Source organism: Halobacterium yunchengense (genome assembly GCF_037031165.1).
Taxonomy (GTDB): Archaea; Halobacteriota; Halobacteria; order Halobacteriales; family Halobacteriaceae; genus Halobacterium; species Halobacterium yunchengense.
Genome location: NZ_JAYEZL010000001.1, coordinates 40,369 through 54,419 on the forward strand (window position 1 = coordinate 40,369; position 14,051 = coordinate 54,419).

Consider the following 14,051-nt stretch of genomic DNA (forward strand, 5'->3'; position numbering starts at 1 on the left):
GCCTTTCGGGACGCGGCGTTCGTTACGGTTTCGAGACGCGTGTTCGTCACGTGTTACCTAGTAACGCGTTAACACTTTCAATCGGCGGCCGGAACCGCCACCCATGTCGGCGCTGACCGACCACTACGACGCCCTCCGCAGCGAGTTCGACTACGACGACCCCGCCGTCGGCGTCGGCGGCCTCGACGCCGGCGTCGTCGACCGCGCATTCGCCGCGACCACCGACGAGGACGCGCTCCGCGCCGCGGACTCGGGGGACGCCGAGACCCTGTTCGTCGCCAGCGCCGGCCTCACCGGCACGCCGCACGTCGGCACCCTCGCGCAGATGTTCGCCGCCGAGCGCTTCCACGAGGCGGGCTTCGACGCGCAGTTCCTGCTCGCGGACTACGAGAAGTACGCGGGCTCCGGCCGCGACCTCGACGTCGTCCGCGACCTCGCGGCGGCCTACGAGGCGTTCCTCGACGCCCTCGGCTTCGATGGCCGCGTCCGCACGCAGTACGGCGACCGCGACGTGATGCACACGGCGTTCCGCCTCGGGCCGCACGTCGACCTCGAGGAGACGCCGACGTTCGACGTCGAGCCGACCGACTGGGTCGAGCGCGTCCGCGCGGCCTACGACAGCGACCGCGAACCCATCGCCGACGCGACCGGCAGCACCGACCTCGGCAGCCGGCTCGCCGAGCTGCTCTGCCTCGCGGACTTCGTCCACCCGACGCTCGCGGACGGCTACGACCGGACCGTCTTCGTGCTCGGCGTCGACGAGCACGCGCTCGTCCAGTACAACGCCCACTTCCTCGCCGACGCGCCGTTCGACGCGGCCTTCGAGGGGCTGTTCACGCGCATGGTGCCGGGCCTCGACGGCTACCCGAAGATGGCCAAGACCATCCCCGGCTCCGCCATCACCATGGACCTCTCCCCCGACCGCGTGCGGTCGCTCGTCCGCGACGCCGACGACGCCCGCGACCCGGCAGCGTCGACGGTCTACCAGATGATGGCGCTGGCGTCGGACTACGACGGCGACCGGCTCGCCGAGCTCGAGGCCGCCTGCGAGCACGGGGGCGAGGCCTGGGACGCCGCGGTCGCCGAGTACGCCGACTTCCTCGCCGGCCTCGCCGCCGAGTGGCCCGAGCACTGACCGCCACCCGCCGACAGCGTGCCCGAGCACTGACCGCATCCGTCGACACCGAATCGGTCCGCTCGCGGCGCCCAGCAGGGGAAACCGTCATCCCGGACGACCGTCTACAGGCGCCCATGGGATTCGGTTCGACCGCGAAGAAGCTCCAGAAGGTCACGGACATGGCCGACAAGCTCTACGAGCGATTCGAGCGGCTCCGAGAGCAGGTCAACGACCTCACGGGCACCGTCGAGGAGACCAACGACCGCGTCGCCGCACTCGAGGGGGAGGTGGCCGAGCAGCGCGCGCTCCTCGAAGCCCTCGCCAGCCGGCAGGGCGTCGACGTCGAGAGCGTCCTCGAGGACGTCGAGTCGGACGCGGCGGCCACGGACGCGGACTCACAGCCCGCCGACGCGAAGCCACGAACTGGCGACGCAGACGCACAGACAGACGGCGCGAACTCGCAGTCCGGCGGCGTGAACTCGCAGTCCGGCAGCGCGGCCTCGCAGACCGACGACGCCGGGACGTGACCGCCGCGTCGCGCGCGTCGGCAGCGAGCGCGCGGATGGCAACGCCTAAAGAACGCCGGCAAGAATTACCGGCCAGATGACCACCCACCGGAGGCCGCTGGACTCGGTGCTGGAGACCGTCGGCGAGACGCCGCTCGTGCGCGTGCACGCGTCGCCGGACGACGTCCCGGTGTACGCGAAACTCGAGTCGTTCAACCCGGGCGCGAGCGTGAAAGACCGCATCGGGAAGTACATGCTCGAGGCGATGCTGGAGTCCGGAGAGCTCCCCGAGGGCGGCACGGTCGTCGAACCCACCGCCGGGAACACCGGCATCGGGTTCGCGGTCGCCGCCGGTCAGCTCGGCGTCGACGCCGTCTTCGTCGTCCCCGAGCGGTTCAGCGTCGAGAAACAGCAGCTCATGCGCGCGCTCGGCGCCGACGTCATCAACACCCCCACCGAGGACGGCATGGGCGGCGCCATCGAGCGCGCCCACGAGCTCGCCGACGAGCTCGACGACGCGGTCGTCCCCCAGCAGTTCTCAAACCCCCTCAACGCCGAAGCCCACTACGAGACCACCGGCCCCGAGATCGGCGGCGCGCTCGACGGCGCCGTCGGCGCGCTCGTCGCCGGCTGCGGCACCGCCGGCACCCTCATGGGGACCGGACGGTACCTCCGCGAGCGCGTCCCCGACCTCCACGTCACCGCCGTCGAGCCGCGCGGCTCGCTGTACGCCACCACGAAGGGCCGCGACATCGAGGAGGCCGAGTACAAGACCGAGGGCATCGGCACCCACGACCCCTCGACGAACGAGCTGTTCGACCCCGAGTTCGTCGACGACGTCGTCCAGGTCCCCGACGAGGACACGCACGCGGAGATGCAGCGGCTCGCCCGCGAGGAGGGCCACCTCGTCGCGTCCAGTTCCGCCGCGAACAGCCTCGCCGCGCTCGACGTCGCCGAGCGCGCCGCACGCGGCGACCTCGACCTCCCGCACGACGCCGTCGTGACCGTGTTCCCCGACTCGAGCGAGCGCTACCTCTCGAAGGGCGTCTACGGCGACTACGAGGAGTGGGAGAGCTAGCGGCAGGGCGGCTCAGGCGACCAGCCGGCCGTGCTCGACCTTCATGCACTTGTCCTGGACGACGCGCAGCCCGGCCGCCTCGGCGCGCGCCGCCGCGTCGTCGTGCGTGATGCCGAGCTGCAGCCAGACCGCCCGCACGTCGTCGCGCGCGACCGCCTCGTCGACGATGCCGGGGACCTCCTCGCTCGGCCGGAACACGTCCACGAGTTCCACTTCCGCCTCGACGTCGCTCAGCGAGTCGTACGCCCGCCGGTCGAAGATCTCGTCCGCGAACGGGTTCACGGGGACCACGTCGTACCCGTGCTCGAGCAGGTACTTCGGGATGTCGTGAGCGGCCTTCCCCGGCGTCGTCGAACACCCGACCACGGCGACGGTCTCGTAGGCGAGCAGCTCCCGGAGCTCGTCGTCGGACTCCACTGGCATGGCCGAGTGTTCGGCGGCCGCGGCGAAAAACCCACAGGTCGCGCCGGCGGGCGCCGCCGCCGCGTCACGACCGCCGCCAGCAGCAGGCGGGCACAGCGCCCCGACACCTTCGGAGCGGCCGGTTCTCCACAGCAGTCGGCCAGTGCCGCCGTCAGAGCGGCCGCCAGTCCGTGCCGCCGTCGACGCCCAGCAGGCGCGCCTCGAAACCGTCGTCGGCCTCGCGGACGGTGACGATGCCGTCGAACAGCTGCTTGAGCGTGCTCACCGTCTGCTCGTCGTGCGCGCTCGAGTCCACGACGAACACGCCGAGGGCGTCCGCGCTCTGCACGCGCCCCGTGAACACGTGCAGGAACCGGAACACCGTCTGGAGGTCCGAGTACATCAACAGCGTCGACAGCGAGTGCAGGAGGATGCGGTTGCGCGTGACGTTGCGCTGCTGGTAGAGCGCGCGCAGCAGCTCGGAGAGTTCGATCCCGATGCCCGTCAGGTCCACGGGCGAGGACGCGTACCGCACCAGCTCGGACTCCGTCGCCGACCCCATCCCCTGCTGTTTCGTCACGCAGTCCACGACTCCGACGAGCGGTTCGCCGCCCGGCACGCGCGCGGCATACTCCTCGAGGACGCGGTCCGCGCCGTCCTTCGTCGTCACGACGATGGCGCCCTCGCCGTCCGCGGAACCGCGCGCCAGGACGTCGAACCCGAGGTCCCGCTTGCCGCTCATCGGCGGCCCCGCCACCAGGAGGTTCGTCCCCGGGTCCACGCTCACGTCCGAGAACGCCGCACCGATCTCGTACATCACGGTACCCCTCTCCGAACGGCGACCGGGGGATGGCGTGCGACCGGTTCGTGCGCCCCCGTGCTCATCTGCCCGAAAGATATGCTGATTCGCTTATATTCCTTTTGATTGGGCAGTCAGGCGGCGGCCACGCGGCCGACGACGAACGCCGCCGCGGCCACGAACGTCCCCAGCTTCAACAGCTGCTGGCCGCGCGTCGGGTCCTCGAAACTCCGGTAGGCCGCCACCAGCATCAGCGCGTCCGCCGGCGCCACCACCACGAGGTACGCCACGCCGAACGTCCCCAGGAGGTAGGGCACCGGGCTCGCCGCCACGGCGACCACCAGCAGCGCGGACGCCAGCACCAGCGCGCGCCGCTCCCCCACGGCGATCGGGAGCGTCCGCAACCCCTCCTCGCGGTCGCCCGCCACGTCCTCGACGTCCTTCACGACCTCCCGCGTGAACGTCGACAGCGCCGCGAGCACCGCGAGCACGCCCCCGGCGAGCGGGTCGCCGACCGCCGCCGCCCCGAACAGGAACGTGCTCCCGACGAGGTACGCCACCAGCGCGTTCCCCGCGCCCGGCAGCCCCTTGAAGTACTCCGTGTACGTCACCAGCCCCAGGAGGTTCACCGCCGCGATGCCGAGCGCGAGCGCCGGCAGGGACGCCGCCAGCCCGATAGCGCCCGCGAACAGCACCGCGCTGAACGCCAGCGCGCCCCGCGGGGACACCGCGCCGCGCGGAATCGGGCGGTCGGGCGCGTTGATGCGGTCGATCTCCCGGTCGAAGTAGTCGTTGATCGCCATCCCCGCCGCCGTCGCCAGCCACGTCGCGCCGACCGCGGCGGCCGTCGCCAGCGGCGCCGCGAACGCACCGCCCGCCACGAACGCGCCGGTGAACGTCAACGCGCCCGCCGCCAGCGTGTTCACCGGGCGCGTCAACTCCAGCAGTCCGCGCACGGTCGCCACCGAGACCATGCACGCCGCTACGCACACCCCGCCGAATAAACGGGTCGGTCCCGACCGCCACCGAACCACGGGGTTTAAAACTGCCCTCCGACTACGACTCCACGCGGGCGCTTAGCTCAGCTTGGACAGAGCACTTGGCTTCGGACCAAGATGCCGCGGGTTCAAATCCTGCAGCGCCCATCATTCTGCGTGACGGGCAACATTTGGCAGACGGCGGTACGGCGCTTATAAAGGAATTCCTCTTCGGCCGTTTTGATTTCATCACGTTTCGGAACGGGGGTCGCCGGTGTCATGCGATTCGCTTGCATTTGAATGACAGCGCGGGCACATAATACTTGGGTGGAGAGTGTAATTGGCGGCGCGCGCGAGGGGTTATGCTGTCCAACCTCGACTCTCATCTCACAACGCACTCTGCGATTCAGATAGAATTTCGTCTGCTTCCGTGCAGTTCCTCGTCCCTCAGAGTTCCTGCTCCAGCCTCTTGAAGAGCGTACGCCATCGTTCAGGCACGTCGTCAATGTCGTACACCCCTTCATTCGCTAATTGTAAGTACCGGACGGCTTCGGCGTCGGTCAGGTTTTGCAGATTCAACTCCTCAACGGTCTTTTCGCGCGCCCATTCCGTGCTCATTGGCCGGTCACGTTGGATGGCTCCGTAGAAATGGAACCAGAACATAAGGTTCCCCTCAGACGGAACGGGCGGGCTCTGATCTTGATGGAATCGGTCGGGGATCAGTGGAAGTGACGGTACTGCCGAAAGAACGCTGAGGAACGACCGTCGAAACATGCCGTCGACAAAGTGACTCCTCTTCTAAAATCTACCTCCGCCTCGTAGTACACTCTCGTGTACGTACTCACGTACATACGTAGGTACACAAGTGAGTGATTACATAGCTCTGTAAACTCTTTAGCAGGTGTCGTAACGAGTTCGGCGACGATTGCTTCGTTGATCCGTTCAATGAGGACACCACTCTCTTCGGTGGAACGCGCTCAACCAGCGACGATGAGGATTTACGTCACTTGTCGAGCCAGGCTGTCAAGTCGATTCAACACCGCGTCACGATTTCCCCCCTCTCGAGCAGTTTCCCGCAACTCATCGAATAGGTCAGCCAGAGTCGCCACGAGTGACTCTTCGAGCGATGTCGGATCGATAACAGGGAGTTCTTTGAGCGCACTGATACTGAGTTTCTCGTAGCCGCCTTGCTGTGTTTGCGTCTGTGTTTGGATCACCCGCTGCCCCACGTTACTATTTAAGTACGCGAGCAACGCCTTCAGCTCCGTCTCGTCGAGGTTCACATCGTAGAACCCACGGAAGTTGTGGATGTTCCTCGCAGCGGTCTCGTTGAGAATGAAGGTGAATCCATCTCGCCCAGCGTCTTGCACCAAGACCCGAGGCGAATCCTGTCGCCGGGGCCGATACCAGTACGGGCGGTTTTCGATTACGGTTGCTTCGAGTGAGTTGCTCCGGTACACGCTATCCCGTAGATACGAAACGATCCCCGGTATCTCACCGTTGCTGTTCCTCGGGAGCGAGTCAGCATTGAACAGGACTTGCTCCTGGAAGTTCTCTCGTGACTTCGGGACATCTGGTAGTTCGTCTGGGTCTAGTAGCCAGACCTCCTCACCAGCAGTTCGCAACTGTTCCCAGTCCTCCTCACGGAAGTCGTATCCGTTGACGAGCTTCGGTTGACGAATGAGCCGTGACAAGTGTTTCTCGGAGATTCCGGACTCGTCGACGTCATCCTGTGTCAGGCAGAAAAACGTCACATCGCCGGTTGATTTTCCGCGGTGGATCGTGGCGAACTCGCCGAGCGGTGTGAGTTCGCTTGTATCGATGTCGGAGGGATCGAATAGTGCTGCCCAGTTTTCCCCGGGGGCGAGATCTGCTTGCGGCACGTGATTGATGTAGCCCCAATCGGTCTTGCCCTGGTCACCGTTCTGGACTGCGTCACAAAGCGTATTCGAATCGATGGACTCGTCCACGCGAATGAAGCGTGTCTCACCCGTGTTACCACCGGAATCTACTTCTAAGAAGCAAACGAGTGCGGTGACTTGGGCGTCCTGGAAGACCGATTCGCCTTCTGGGTTGAACTGAACGAGCGCAGTGATGGAAAACTCATCCAGTAGGAACTGTTTGAGTGAGTCACCGTAGGCCGTCGTGAGGAAGCTGTCCGGCGTGAGGAACGCCGCACGGTCACCCGAAGACAGGAACGACCGACTGTGGTACAGGAAGTACGTGTAGAGTGGTGATCGCGCACTGACGTCGATTTCTGTCGATTGCTCTATGTCGCCGTTGATCTGTTCTTTGTACTCCTTCGGGAGCGCGTCCCCGCTCGTGTATGGGGGGTTACACACGATCCCGCCGATGTCGTGTTGCAGTTCGTCTGGATCAAGATTGAGGAAGTCGTGTGTTCGCGGCGTATTCAGCTGTCCACCCAAAGTGAGTGCTGTCCCGCCCATGACCCGAGCGAGGGGGCTCCGTTCGATCCCGTCGACGTGCGTGGGGTCAGTGTTCAGATTCCACCGCGGGTGAAACGCGCTGGATAGTACGCCCGCCCCCATTCCAGGGTCGAGAAGGTGGTCGACATCGCGGTTAGCCCAGGACTTCATCGTCGCTGCAATTTCCGGCGGTGTCCGAAACTGCCCGAGTGACTGTCGATACTCGCTCGGTGTTAGCTCCGCGTAGAGCTTCCCAATATCTTCCGTTGGCTGGGGTGAGAAGAGCAATCGAGCCCGGTGAGCCAACGCAGATTCCAGGGCGTTCTCATCAGCCAGTTCCGCGACGTGGTCAAGAACGAACTGATCGAACACTCCGTCTCCTGTCTGCTTCCGTGCGTTGTGAAACGCCTGTTGTACCGAATGGGAGAGTGGCGGAACGACGCCGCAACACCGGTACCATTCGTACACCGTCGCTTTTAGCAGAACACTCAGGACGGCATGACGCGTAACAGTTCTCTGTACCGACTCTGTTTCTATCGACCCGATCCCGTGCAGTTCGCACCACTCCTGGAGTCGCTTGAGGAGAGACTCGGACAATTTCGTGTTGAATGCTGGAGTGATGGTGCCTGCTGCCCGTCGAATGTCCTCGATGAGTTCATCCGTGACGACGGGCGCGAATGTTTGAGAGGCTAAGTCCCACTCGTAGTTGAGTCGGTCGAGTACACGCTCGGTGACTCGGTTCTTTACTGCGGGTTTCCACACCTCGATTCCAACGCCAGCAGCAGTCTGGTACAGCTCTCGTTTCGAGAACGGTGCTGGAATCTCGTGCCGGTCGCCCGTCAACTTCTGGATGACGGCGTCTACCTGTTCACGCCGCTGTGCGTCCAATCCTACTGGGGTAACCGGTGAGCGGTCTCTCCCACCACTCGTCGCCGGAGACGGGACAGGGGTCTGCGGATACGGACGAGCGTTATCACTCGTTCCCCGGCGGTGGAGCCGCTTGATCTCTTCTGGGTCTCTCATATACCTCGCTGCGGGCACGATCCGCAGTACGCCAGCCACTCAGAGCGGAGTGGTTTCCGAGGTAGTCGCTGGAACTACGTTTCGATCAAGTGACCGAACTCCTCGACGACGATCTCACCATCAATGCCGCGTTCTTCGCACCAGTCCAGCGCTGCTTCCTCATCAAGGAGTTCGATCTCCGCACCGCCAGTCGTGCCGCCCCCGCTACACGGCTTGGCGTATTGGGTTGCCGCACCGCCCTCACAGTGAAGGAAGTACTCCCCGCCAGAGGTCTCGTATAGCGTTTCGATGAGGTAGTAGAGGTCACTCCGATCCGCGTTGGGGGCATACCTGGCTATTTGTTCAGCTCGGTCCGTGTCGTACAGTTTCCGGTCGATGACTCGCTGCATTGTAAACCGGGAAATTATCTGGTCGTATTAAAGGGTTAGCCCTGAGAATCCCGCTATTTCTAACGCTACAGGCCGTTAGAAGCCAAAATCCGGACTCACAGCACGACCGACCGACTCACAGCACGACCATATTGGGCAAAACGGTATCAGACCTCACCAGACAGGGAGCAGAAAGTAGACCACAACATGGACTCTCCAGAACCGCTTGACATGGCTATGACTCACCGAACATCTACGAGAGAGTAACCAATCACCCACGCACGTCCAGTACATTATACCCAGTTGCAGTCATCGGAACAGCAATCCACCCAGCCCCATATTCTTGATAGGTTTTCTGGACACCCCCCGTGTTGACAGCAAGAAACACCGCCTAATATGGCCTATACCCGCTGAAAAATTCTGGACACACCCCGCTACCAATTCGGGTGAGATCTGTGATACTATTCAAATGTTGAGCGTCACATGCTTTCAGCAAGCGAAATCCGTCGCCATTCAACTCACTCACCCTGGTGGACTGGCCACACACTGCTATTGTGCAACCGACGCGGCTTGTTTACCGGAGTGAAAGAGTATGTTAGGCATATTCAGCCCTCCTGCTCATGGTGGTGAAATCTGGGCCGTGGGTCAGCTGCCGAGTAGCCGTCGAAAGAATCCAGGCGAGTCTGTTTCTTCAGGAGTTACGTCGGATTCCGCCGGCTGGTCGGTAGTATCACCATTTTCTGCGGGTCCGTCGAGTAGTTCGTCTACCGAGTAGCCGACCCACTCGGCAAATTCCTTCGGTGCACCGATGTAGACACTCGTCCCAGATTTATCGGACATGAACCGCTTGTCTAGTCGTTTCTCGTAGTCGTAGACTTCCCAATCCTCGCGGTCAAAGTCAGCGTTCATCCCATCGGGTTCCGATTCGAACTCGACACGGCCTCCCTGGATGTCGCGCTGCCATTTGAGCCGCCCTGTATCGTACATCTGTTCCGCTGGCTCATTAGCAGGGAAATACTCCGGTGGTTCTCGGTCAGCCTCCTCGTAGAAGTCACAGAAGATCTGGCGGACGTCTTCCACGGTGCCATTGCCTTCGGTCCACGGCTGCTCTGCTAGCATTCGGCGAGCCACGTAGCTGAATATCGGATTTTCCCGCTCTAACACTTCTGCAAGGTCGTCCTGCGCCGCATGGAAGCCCGGATCTTCTGGATTCGAGGGGAACGACACGTCCATACTGAGGATCTTCATTCGGTTGCGGAACTCCGATTTCGGCAGTGAATCGTTGGTCGTGAAAATCAGACATGGCTGATCCACATTGGTTGGCGTCCAATCCCCCCAGTAGTTCCGGATCGGGCTCCAACCCTCTATTTTGTCTTTCTCCGCGTCGATGATCGCATACGGGAAACAGGTGTCCCACTCTCGAACCCCGCGAATCTCATCAACACCCACGTCGTCCGCATCAACTCCGGAAATGACGGTGTTGTCCGAAATTAGTCGTAGAATGTACTCTGTGAGTTTGTCTTTTCCGGCGTCACTGTTCCCTTCGATGTACAGGTGCTGCAGGACGTTGTCGAGGGTCCGTGACGGGGACGAAAGTGCCTCAGCGTACTGGTTGGCGAACGGGGCCCAGAAGCCGTAGAGGAACGCTTCGTACATCTGGGCCATCACCGCGGTCGGTGTCTGGGTATACCCGTGGTTCTCCACCGTCTCGACATAGGCCTCGATAGTATCTAGACAATGGTTCAGAACCTCGGGGGTTGGTGAATCCGTAGCGACTAAAATCAGATCCTCATCATCACCGATGATGACCTGCTCGGCTTCGGGGACCACGGACATAGTGGGGATTTCCGTTGATTCCCGAACTTGGTTGTTGTAGGCGCTCAGCGGTGCTGTAATACTATGATCTTCGACAGTCGCACCGCGGGAACGGAGAGTAGAGCTGAACTCGTCGGCGACGTCTCTGTCCACTTTACTGGTCCCCATTCGGATTTTCTTCTCTGGCGTCCGAACCCGTGGCCGGTCTAACGTCTCGGTGAGGGTCGTTTCGTGGTCTGATTCGACGAGTCCCACATCGGGTGATTCCTTGCTATCACCCTCTGTATCTGAAGGGCCGTTCGGATCAGTGTCATCGTCACCTGACCCATCTGGTTTGACGACCGTTCGGTCGGCTTTCTCCGGCTCATCGACGAATGCAACTGATTCATCCGCTTCCTCAGGGTCATCGACTGCTGCCGTTACCCGATCTGCGATCTCCTTCAGATCCTCCGTCGCATCTTGGTTGAGCGCGGCCGTATCGCTCACGTCTAAATCTCCAGATCCGACCCAGTACTCGATGCGGTTTTCGCGCTCTTCGGGAGTGTCTGCGTCTTCGATGGCTTCGACCAGCCCTTCAAGAAGCGTCTGACTGCTGTATCGTTCTCGGTACTCGTCGATAAACGCTGCAAACTCCTCATCGAGTTCCGTCCCGACTTCGGTAGTGATGACCGAGATCTGGTTCGTGTGGTACTCCCACGAGTTAACGGACAGGTTCGCGGACCCATGAACGAGCTTCACCGTATCGTCAGGCATAACGATACGGTACATTTTCGAGTGGACGATCTTTCGGTTCTTCAGTCGAACAGTCAGCCGGTCGTCCTGCCGGAGCTGAACGAGCGACCGCGCGGTTGAGACATCGTTGACCTGATTGGCGTAGTCGTTAGCATTCCCGACCAGCACATCGAGTGAATCGATGTCGTACTCGGTCAGCATCCGAACCATCAGTTCCGGCGTCTCAGCGTACGTCACCGCATCTACGTGGCGGGCTCCCTCGAACAGGTCGAGGAAGTCTTCGCGCTTTTTCACCATCACCAACCGATACCCCGCCTCACCGGAACCGTAGAATTCCGGCATGTCAGCGTACTTGTCGAACGAAACCTTCGCTGTTATCTCATCCATGGTCCTGACTGTGTTTACTTGATAAGGTGGACACTCGTTCCGTTCTTGGATGCTCGACGGCACTTTCGCACCGCAGCGACTGTCTTGAACCACTGCCCTCGTTCAATCAAGGCTCTGGACCCCCGTCGAATCTCCTTCACCGAAGTCAGCGGACTCCGAGTGGGTTGGTTCACGCTGGCGCTGATCGTACGCCTCACGCCAAGCATTGATGACGTCCTGACTCTCTGCCCCGTGAGATGTGTGTCGACGCCGGACTTGAATCAGCGCTGGCGTGTTCATCGCGTCACCAGAGACGACCGCTTGTCCGGGCGTCAGGCCGGGTAACTCGCGGAGGACATCTTCACCTGCCGCCTCGACAGAGTTCTTGATCGCGTCTTGGTCGTTCGGGTTCTTGATTTGCATCGAAATCTGTGTGCCACACTGCGACAGCACGTCCTGATCGATCTTTGAAGGACGTTGACTGATGATTCCCAGCCCGAATCCGAACTTGCGCCCCTCGGACGTGATCGTACGCATAATATCTAGCGAGGGGGCGTCACCCGAGGCCGGTGCGAACCGATGCCCCTCTTCGAACAGCGCGAAGATCGGGTGCTCGATCTGGGAGTCGCGGTCTCGGACGGCATCGAGACGTTCCCGGTACATCCGTCGCAGGAGCACGGTCGTGATGAGTTGCTGGTTCCACCGATCCAGCGTATCCATCTGCAGGACGGTACACTGGCCAGGGTCCACGATTTCGTCCAGTGGGACGTTGTCTTCAGGGTGGAATAGATCGTTCCGCTCTATCGAGCGGCGGAGCCGCCACTCTAGTGCACCGACACTCGCGTCATCGTCGTCGTATATTCGGTGCATCTCAGCGATGAGTTCATCGACGCCCCAGGTCCGGCTCTCCTGTCGCTGCATCGCGCGCCATGCCGTCGACAGTCGCTCTTGCATTCGGTTACTCGGATTGTCCAAGACGGCCATGACATCGCCAATGTCCAGTTCCGAAATGCGTACGCGAAGCCGCTCGGGGTCGTAGTAGACGACCTCTGGTTCGTATCCGTCCTCGCCCTGGAACGCTTCGTCACCCTGCATTTCTGCGAGAGTATCATACTCTCCGTGCGGGTCGAATACGAGCAGGGATGCACGGGAGCTCGGACGCATCATCTCCTCAATCAACACGGACGCTGTGTACGATTTCCCGCTGCCCGTGGATGCGAGAATCGCCAGGTGCGTCGAGGCGAATTCCTTGATCGGAACGTGGATGTTCGTCGCTTCGGGCGACCGATTCAATAGCCAGCCGAGGTACGCAGTTCCGTCCAGCTCGGTCACGTCTGCCCTGTCCGTCTCACACCCGAGGTTCGGAAGAACGGTTTCGAGCTGCTGATCAGGTGCAATCGACAACGGCGTTCCCGGAGACGGGAGCTGTCGCGGATTGGCGAACGTGGTCATGTCGGTGTCGTAGTACCCGATGACCGTCGCCCTGAGTCGGTACAGTTCGGTGTCGTCGGTCTGGACACCGAGCGTTGCTGCGACGGTATCTGGACCGACTTCCGGGTCTGCGAGGAAGCCGTCCGGGAGTCCGCGAATCAATTCGCGGTTCGTCACGCGGGCGAACACCGACCGGTTCTCCCCGTCGACGGAAACCGTGTAGGTGATGAATTCCCCCGTTTTGATGGATTTGTCCGCCGGGGTGACGAAGACAAACTCGTTCGGATCCTCTCCAGGTCCGGCGACGGTGCCGACGACCGATTGCTTCCGGGGCATCAGACCACCCCCCGGCGCTCGTGGGCCTGCCACTCGATGTTCTGTTCCACCACGTCCAGCACTCGTTGGTTCGGGTCATCCTCGGGGAGCATCCCCCGGAGCCGGTCGATGAGGGCGACGATGACTTCCGCACCAAGGTCACCCGCGATATCGACGAGTCGGTCAAGGTAGGCCAGTTGGATTTGCTCGTCGACGGTGTGGAAGGAGACTGTCTCCTCGTCCGGGCACTGGTAGACGGTGTCGTCGACCTCTAAGGTCCACCGCGGCATCCGGTGGGTTGGATCCGTGATTGTTCGGTCGTCGGTGATGACGGCTGTCCCGAGTAACGCTACGCCTGCGAGGGTCGTTCGCTCCTCGATGTATCCCGGCGTGAACTGGGCTTGGTCGTCTTGGGCTAGCCGCGGACCAGTGCGGCCTTGGTCAGGATCAACGAGTTTCGTGTCATAGATTACGCCCATGACCGCGTGTTCCGTGCCATCGATGACTTTCTTGATGAACACGGGTTGCCCGAACTCGCGCTCGTGGAGCTCTGGCGGCCGGTCACAGTCACGCTCTTTGAAAATCTCGACGACGTAGTCGAGATGGCTGTTCGAGGAAACGATGCTCCCAATCCGGACACACGAATCGAGATCCGGGCTGTCCGAGTCTGTCGCTGATTCTGTCATAGGGTCACCT

General features: G+C 62.0%; 12 protein-coding genes and 1 tRNA gene. 4 read left to right on the plus strand and 9 right to left on the minus strand.

The window, feature by feature from the left end:
• The first annotated feature begins 103 nt into the window (after window positions 1–103).
• The 3 genes from U5911_RS00255 (at window position 104) to U5911_RS00265 (ending at window position 2,701) form a co-directional block, all read left to right on the plus strand.
• The gene (locus U5911_RS00255) at window positions 104–1,135 is read left to right on the plus strand and encodes a nucleotidyl transferase family protein (RefSeq protein WP_336034288.1); all 1,032 of its coding nucleotides are present in this window, start codon (window positions 104–106) and stop codon (window positions 1,133–1,135) included.
• Between the two features lie 116 nt (window positions 1,136–1,251).
• A complete protein-coding gene (locus U5911_RS00260) occupies window positions 1,252–1,644 on the plus strand; it encodes a DUF5798 family protein (protein WP_336034290.1) in 393 nt (130 codons plus the stop codon).
• Window positions 1,645–1,720: 76 nt separating this feature from the next.
• Entirely contained in the window at window positions 1,721–2,701 is a 981-nt protein-coding gene (locus tag U5911_RS00265; RefSeq protein ID WP_336034291.1) for a PLP-dependent cysteine synthase family protein, read from the plus strand.
• Between the two features lie 12 nt (window positions 2,702–2,713).
• Here U5911_RS00265 and U5911_RS00270 read toward each other — a convergent pair whose 3' ends face one another.
• The 3 genes from U5911_RS00270 to U5911_RS00280 all read right to left on the minus strand — a co-directional run bounded on the left by U5911_RS00270 (window position 2,714) and on the right by U5911_RS00280 (window position 4,876).
• Entirely contained in the window at window positions 2,714–3,124 is a 411-nt protein-coding gene (locus tag U5911_RS00270; RefSeq protein ID WP_336034293.1) for a CoA-binding protein, read from the minus strand.
• A 151-nt stretch (window positions 3,125–3,275) separates the two neighbouring features.
• Window positions 3,276–3,920 (minus strand): RAD55 family ATPase, encoded by a 645-nt coding sequence (locus tag U5911_RS00275; protein WP_336034295.1) that lies wholly within the window; start codon window positions 3,918–3,920, stop codon window positions 3,276–3,278.
• Between the two features lie 116 nt (window positions 3,921–4,036).
• Window positions 4,037–4,876, minus strand: a complete 840-nt coding sequence (locus U5911_RS00280; RefSeq protein WP_336034297.1) for a geranylgeranylglycerol-phosphate geranylgeranyltransferase — start codon at window positions 4,874–4,876, stop codon at window positions 4,037–4,039.
• A 96-nt stretch (window positions 4,877–4,972) separates the two neighbouring features.
• Between U5911_RS00280 and U5911_RS00285 the strand changes: the two genes are divergently transcribed.
• A tRNA-Arg gene (locus tag U5911_RS00285) sits at window positions 4,973–5,047 on the plus strand.
• A gap of 279 nt (window positions 5,048–5,326) precedes the next feature.
• Here the strand turns inward: U5911_RS00285 and U5911_RS00290 are convergent.
• The 6 genes from U5911_RS00290 to U5911_RS00315 form a co-directional block, all read right to left on the minus strand.
• Window positions 5,327–5,497, minus strand: coding sequence for a hypothetical protein (locus U5911_RS00290; RefSeq protein ID WP_336034298.1), 171 nt, complete (start codon window positions 5,495–5,497; stop codon window positions 5,327–5,329).
• A 380-nt stretch (window positions 5,498–5,877) separates the two neighbouring features.
• Window positions 5,878–8,328 carry an Eco57I restriction-modification methylase domain-containing protein gene (locus tag U5911_RS00295; protein ID WP_336034300.1) on the minus strand — a complete coding sequence of 817 codons (2,451 nt, stop codon included), beginning with the start codon at window positions 8,326–8,328 and terminating at the stop codon, window positions 5,878–5,880.
• A gap of 74 nt (window positions 8,329–8,402) precedes the next feature.
• Complete coding sequence (locus tag U5911_RS00300) at window positions 8,403–8,717, minus strand: hypothetical protein (protein WP_336034303.1); 315 nt, start codon at window positions 8,715–8,717, stop codon at window positions 8,403–8,405.
• Between the two features lie 624 nt (window positions 8,718–9,341).
• Window positions 9,342–11,630 carry a phospholipase D-like domain-containing protein gene (locus U5911_RS00305; protein ID WP_336034305.1) on the minus strand — a complete coding sequence of 763 codons (2,289 nt, stop codon included), beginning with the start codon at window positions 11,628–11,630 and terminating at the stop codon, window positions 9,342–9,344.
• 102 nt (window positions 11,631–11,732) lie between these two features.
• A complete protein-coding gene (locus tag U5911_RS00310; protein WP_254768438.1) occupies window positions 11,733–13,376 on the minus strand; it encodes an ATP-binding protein in 1,644 nt (547 codons plus the stop codon).
• Entirely contained in the window at window positions 13,376–14,041 is a 666-nt protein-coding gene (locus tag U5911_RS00315; RefSeq protein WP_336034308.1) for a DUF8166 family protein, read from the minus strand. The genes U5911_RS00310 and U5911_RS00315 overlap by 1 nt, the downstream gene beginning before the upstream one ends.
• Window positions 14,042–14,051: the final 10 nt, after the last annotated feature.